This is a genomic window from Buchnera aphidicola (Lipaphis pseudobrassicae), assembly GCF_005081185.1.
Classification (GTDB): Bacteria; Pseudomonadota; Gammaproteobacteria; order Enterobacterales; family Enterobacteriaceae; genus Buchnera; species Buchnera aphidicola_AD.
On the sequence record NZ_CP034870.1, the window covers coordinates 531,780 to 537,744 of the forward strand.

At 24.4% G+C, this 5,965-nt stretch carries 6 protein-coding genes, 1 tRNA gene and 1 other RNA gene; 6 read left to right on the forward strand and 2 right to left on the reverse strand.

What is annotated here, in order from left to right:
- A partial coding sequence (locus D9V70_RS03360; protein ID WP_253254805.1) for an ATP-binding cassette domain-containing protein occupies nucleotides 1-537 on the forward strand: 537 nt, incomplete at its 5' end.
- A gap of 4 nt (nucleotides 538-541) precedes the next feature.
- On the opposite strand, the gene ffs is transcribed toward D9V70_RS03360, so the two are convergent.
- An RNA gene (ffs, locus tag D9V70_RS02480) (signal recognition particle sRNA small type) lies at nucleotides 542-637 on the reverse strand.
- A 198-nt stretch (nucleotides 638-835) separates the two neighbouring features.
- Between ffs and dnaX the strand changes: the two genes are divergently transcribed.
- From dnaX to adk, 4 genes are all read left to right on the forward strand, one after another.
- Nucleotides 836-1,921, forward strand: coding sequence for a DNA polymerase III subunit gamma/tau (gene dnaX / locus D9V70_RS02485; protein WP_158356154.1), 1,086 nt, complete (start codon nucleotides 836-838; stop codon nucleotides 1,919-1,921).
- 229 nt (nucleotides 1,922-2,150) lie between these two features.
- Nucleotides 2,151-2,480 carry a YbaB/EbfC family nucleoid-associated protein gene (locus tag D9V70_RS02490; protein ID WP_158356155.1) on the forward strand — a complete coding sequence of 110 codons (330 nt, stop codon included), beginning with the start codon at nucleotides 2,151-2,153 and terminating at the stop codon, nucleotides 2,478-2,480.
- Nucleotides 2,481-2,601: 121 nt separating this feature from the next.
- A complete protein-coding gene (gene htpG, locus D9V70_RS02495; protein ID WP_158356156.1) occupies nucleotides 2,602-4,476 on the forward strand; it encodes a molecular chaperone HtpG in 1,875 nt (624 codons plus the stop codon).
- Between the two features lie 81 nt (nucleotides 4,477-4,557).
- A complete protein-coding gene (gene adk / locus D9V70_RS02500; protein WP_158356157.1) occupies nucleotides 4,558-5,211 on the forward strand; it encodes an adenylate kinase in 654 nt (217 codons plus the stop codon).
- A gap of 26 nt (nucleotides 5,212-5,237) precedes the next feature.
- Here the strand turns inward: adk and D9V70_RS02505 are convergent.
- Nucleotides 5,238-5,311 (reverse strand) — tRNA-Arg (locus tag D9V70_RS02505).
- 160 nt (nucleotides 5,312-5,471) lie between these two features.
- On the opposite strand from D9V70_RS02505, the gene D9V70_RS03365 reads away from it, so the two are divergent.
- Nucleotides 5,472-5,965, forward strand: a 494-nt coding sequence (locus tag D9V70_RS03365; RefSeq protein WP_301182240.1) for a tetrahydrofolate dehydrogenase/cyclohydrolase catalytic domain-containing protein, incomplete at its 3' end; no start/stop codon positions are given.

The window sequence follows — 5,965 nt, forward strand, 5'->3', positions numbered from 1 at the left end:
GATAAGCCAATTGATTCTATCAGTCATTCGATATTAAGAAAAAATATATTAATGGTACAACAGGAACCAATAATTTTATCAGATACTATCTTTTCTAACATTACATTAGGAAGAAAAATATCCGAAGAAGCTCTATGGAAAATATTAGAAACTGTTCATCTTTCATCTTTAGTAAAGTCTATGCCAAAAGGTATTTACTCTAAATTAGGAGAAGAAGGTAATAATTTATCTGCAGGAGAAAAACAATTATTAGCTATCGCTAGAATATTAGTTATTCCTCCTAAAATACTTATATTAGATGAAGCTACTGCAAACATTGATTCTGGAACAGAACAATTAATTCAAAAAACATTGTTATCTATTAGAAAAAACTCTACATTAGTAGTAATTGCTCATAGACTTTCAACTATTATTGAAGCTGATTTGATTATAGTATTAAAAAAAGGAGAAATTATTGAATGTGGAACACATCAGGAGTTGCTAAAGAAAAAAAATTGCTATTGGAAAATGTATAAACTTCAACTATCTAAATCTTAGGAGAATCTGTTAGCTTGATCATAACACCTGTATTAGCTGAATTGGATGCTTCTTTCCAGACCTGACCAAATATTCAATTTTACAGTGTTAGAGGCTAACAGAAAACTCCAATTTTGATTTTTTATAATATTAAAAATAATACTTAAAATAATATTTTATATATGAAATTGAAAAATTACAACTAATATTTATATATTATTAATATAATTTAAAAAATCTATAAAAAAATAATAATCATTTCATAATATAGTAAACATTTGTTAGCATAATCTTTTTATTAAATATTATAAAACTTCATATGAACCATAAAATATTAGCACAAAAATGGCGGCCACAGTCTTTTGATAGTATAATTGGTCAAACTCATGTTGTATCAGCTTTATGTAATGAATTTTCTTCAGGACGTATTCATCATTCATGGTTATTATCTGGAACAAGAGGTATTGGAAAAACAACAATTGCTCGATTAATTGCTAAAAGTTTAAATTGTGAACAAGGTATTACGTCATATCCTTGTAAAAAATGTATTATTTGTCAAGAAATAGAACAAGGATTATGTTTAGATGTTCTTGAAATAGACGCTGCTTCCCGAACAAAGGTAGAAGATATAAGAGATATATTAGATAATATTTATTATGCTCCTGTAAAAAGTCGTTTTAAAGTATACTTAATTGATGAAGTACATATGCTTTCTAGAAATAGCTTTAATGCGATACTAAAAACACTTGAAGAACCTCCTAACCATGTTAAATTTGTTTTAGCAACTACAGATATAGAAAAAATTCCTAAAACTATTATTTCTCGTTGTTTATGTTTTAGATTAAAAATACTTTCGGAAGAAAAAATTTTTAATTTATTAAAAACTATTTTAACAAAAGAATGTATTAGTTTTGATAATGAATCTTTAAAAAAGATATCCTATTATGCTAAAGGAAGTATACGAGATGCACTTAATTTACTAGAACATGCTATAAACTTGGGAAAAGGTTGTGTTAATATTAATAATGTAATAACAATGTTAGGTATTCCATCTGTAGAACATACTTTTTTATTAACTAAAGCAATACTAAAAAAAGAATCAAATAAAATAATGTTATTATTAGATGAAATTAGTAATTCTGGAATAGAATGGGAAGAAGTATTAACAGAAATTTTACGTTTTTTACATCATACTTCTATGTCACAATCTTTTCCATTAATATGGAAAGAAAATATAATAGGAACCTATAGCAATCAAATCCAAAAACTAGCAAAAGATATTGACAAAGATAGAGTTCAATTATGCTATCAAATAGTCATAAATGGAAAAAAAGAACTAAATTTTTCACCTAGTTCTAAAATAGGAGTAGAAATGACATTATTACGTACAATCAATACAATATAGAAAAATTTATTAATATAATATATTTTGTACAAAAAAATTGATTTTTTTATAAAAAAAAATACTTACATACTTTGTAAAAATTTTAACGTTCTATATCAAAAAAATAATATTTTTTTATTAAAAAACATTTTAAATATTAAATTCTAAGAATAAATTTTTAAAAATGTTAATTTTAACATTATTCTAATAAAAAATTACTTTTACATTTATATCAAAGAGAGAACAAAATATGTTTACTAAAAACGGATTGGGAAATTTAATGAAACAAGCACAACAAATGCAAGAAAAAATGGCAAAAATACAAGAAGAAATAGCTCAAATTGAAGTTACAGGAGAAGCAGGTGCTGGATTAGTTAAAGTAACTATTAACGGTGCTCATAATTGCAGAAAAGTAGAAGTAGATCCTAGCTTACTTAAAGATGATAAAGATATGTTAGAAGATTTAGCAGCAGCTGCTTTTAATGATGCGGCAAGAAGAATTTCTGAAGTTCAAAAGAAAAAAATGTCTGCAATATCTACCAATATACCTTTTCCAGCAGGTTTAAACATACCTATATAAAAAAATAAATACATTAATATAAAGATAAATAGTACTAAAATTTTTTATACAAAATATATTATAAAAATAATTAAAAAAATTATTTTTAGTAAAAATTATTATGATATAAAGAGAGATTTATATGAAAAAACAAAATAAAGAAGTATATACTTTTCAATCAGAAGTAAAACAATTACTACACTTAATGATTCATTCATTATATTCTAACAAAGAAATTTTTTTACGAGAATTAATCTCAAATGCGTCAGATGCTATAGACAAGTTGCGATTTGAATCAATATCATCACCACGATTATATGAAGATGATAGTACAATGAAAATTCAAATCTCTATTAATAAAGCACAAAAGACGTTAATTATTAGTGATAATGGAATTGGTATGACTAAACAAGATACAATAGATAATCTTGGAACAATTGCTAAATCAGGTACAAAATCCTTTCTTCAATCTTTAGAAAAAGAAAAAAATAAAAAAAATGAACTAATCGGAGAGTTTGGAGTTGGTTTTTACTCATTATTTATTGTATCAGAAAAGGTATATGTTAGAACGAGATATGCTGGTACAAAACCTGAAGAAGGAACATTGTGGGAATCTTCTGGAGAAGGTGAATATAATATAACAAATATCACTAAAAAAACAAGAGGAACGGAAATTACTTTATTTTTAAAGAAAAAAGAAGAAGATTTCTTAGAAATATGGAAAATTAAAAACATAATTAGTAAATATTCTGATCATATTACTGTTCCAGTAAATATACAAAATTATGATGAAAAAAATAAAACATATTTTTGGGAACAAATTAATAAAGCTAAAGCATTATGGACTTTGAATAAATCGTCGATCACTGAAGATGAATATAAAAAATTTTACAAACATCTTACAAATGATCAACATGAACCATTGATATGGAGTCATAATCGTGTAGAAGGAACTCAAGAATATATTAGTTTATTATATTTACCTAAAAAAGCAGCTTGGGATATATGGAATAGAGAAAATAAACATGGTTTAAAACTATATGTAAAACGTGTTTTCATAATGGACAATTCTCAAAAATTCCTTCCTAATTATCTTCGTTTTATAAGAGGATTGATAGATTCTAGTGATTTACCTTTAAATATATCTCGTGAGATATTACAGGATAATTCTATTACCAACAATATAAAAAAATCATTAACAAAAAGATCTTTAAAAATGTTAGAAACACTATCAAAGAATTCTAATAAAAAATATCATACTTTCTGGAATCAATTTGGACTTATTCTAAAAGAAGGTCCTGCAGAAGATAGTGAAAATTTATCAAAAATTACTAATCTTTTACGTTTTACATCTATTAAAAACAACAGTTCAGAACAAACGTTATCTTTAAAAGAATACGTATCTAATATGAACGAAAAACAAGAAAAAATATACTATATTACTGCAGATAGTTACATATCAGCAAAAAATAGTCCACATTTAGAATTATTTAAAAAAAATAATATAGATGTCTTGTTGTTATCAGATCGTATAGATGAATGGATGATGAACTACCTTGTTGAATTTGAAGGGAAAAAATTTCAATCTATTAGCAAAGAAGACACTTCACTTAATCAACTAACAGAAGAAAAAAAAATAAAAAATAATGAATTATCAAAGGAAATGATCAACTTTTTAAAAAAAGTTAAAAATCTTCTCGGAAATAAAGTAAAAGATGTAAGATTAACTTATCGATTAACAGAAACACCATGCGTTCTTCTTAGTGATTCCAATGAAATGACTACGCAAATGGCTAAATTATTTTCTGCAGCAGGACAGTCTATACCAGAATTAAAATATATATTTGAAATTAATCCAAAACATTTATTAATAAAAAAAATATGTTTAATAAACAACGAAATAGAATTTGAAGAATGGATCAAATTATTACTAGATCAAGCATTTTTAGCCGAAAAAGGAAACTTAGAAAATCCACATAAATTTATATCTAGAATGAATAAATTACTTCTTAAATAAAACGAATTTTACGATTACTACTTATAATAGTAGTAATCTTTAATTAACTTATACATATTAATTATACTAAGAAAAAATATCATGCGTATTATTTTACTAGGTGCACCTGGTACAGGAAAAGGAACACAAGGAAAATTTATTTCAGAAGAATACAATATCCCAAAAATATCTACAGGTGATATGTTAAGAGAAAGTATTACTTTAGAAACTAAAATGAGTCAATTTATACAAAGTCAAATTAAAAAAGGGAAATTAGTTTCAGATAAAATTGTATGTGATTTAATAAAAAATAGAATTAAAAAAAAAGATTGTAGTAATGGTTTTTTATTAGATGGATTTCCAAGAAGTATTGAGCAAGCGTATTATTTATCTGAAAGTAAAATTACTGTAGATTATGTATTAAATTTTGTTATGTCTCATGAAAAAATACTAGATCGTATATCTGGAAGAAGAATACATCCTCAATCAGGACGAATTTATCATATAAAATTCAATCCACCAAAAATTAATAATATAGATGATATTACCGGAGATTCTTTGGTTTTAAGAGAAGATGATAAAACAGAAACTATAAAAAATAGATTAAAAGAATACGAAAAAATAACTTATCCGTTAAAAAAATATTATTTAAATCAAGCGTTAAAAGAAAAATTACAATTTCTTGAAATTGATGCTGCAGATTCTCTTATAAATATTAAAAATAAAATAAAAAGTATATTAAAAAATAATAGATAATTATTTGTTTAAAAAAATAACTTTTTTGCGTTCTACAGGATTTGAACCTGTGACCTACGGCTTAGAAGGCCGTTGCTCTATCCATCTGAGCTAAGAACGCATAAAATATATTAAATTAAAAAATTTAATATTAGTATAATATACATGCAACTAAATTGCTATTAATATTATTAAATTTTATATTTTTTATATTTGTTGTAAAATTATTTTAATATATAATATTCAATTGTTTAAAAATAAATTAATCGAGTTATTTAACCATGTCAGCAATAATTATAGATGGTAATAAAATAGCAAATAAAATACAATCAAATATTCTTAAAAGAGTAAATCAAAGAAAAAAAAATGGAAAAAAAATTCCAGGATTAGCTATGATCTTAATTGGAACTAATATACCTTCTCAAATTTATGTGAATAAAAAAAAAATAGCATGTAAAAACGTTGGTTTTTTTTCAGAATGCTGGACTTTTCCTGATAACGTTAACGAAGTAGAAGTATTAAATTTAATTAATAAATTAAATAATAATAAAAAAATAGACGGTATTTTAATACAACTTCCCCTTCCTAAACATATAAATCAAGTCAAAATATTACATAGTATTGATCCAAAAAAAGATGTAGATGGATTTCATCCTTACAATACTGGTTCTTTATGTCAGAGAACACCAAGACTAAGGGCATGTACACCTAGGGGTATTATAGCAATGTTAAAATATAATAATATTCAAACTTATGGGCTAAATGCAGTAATGGT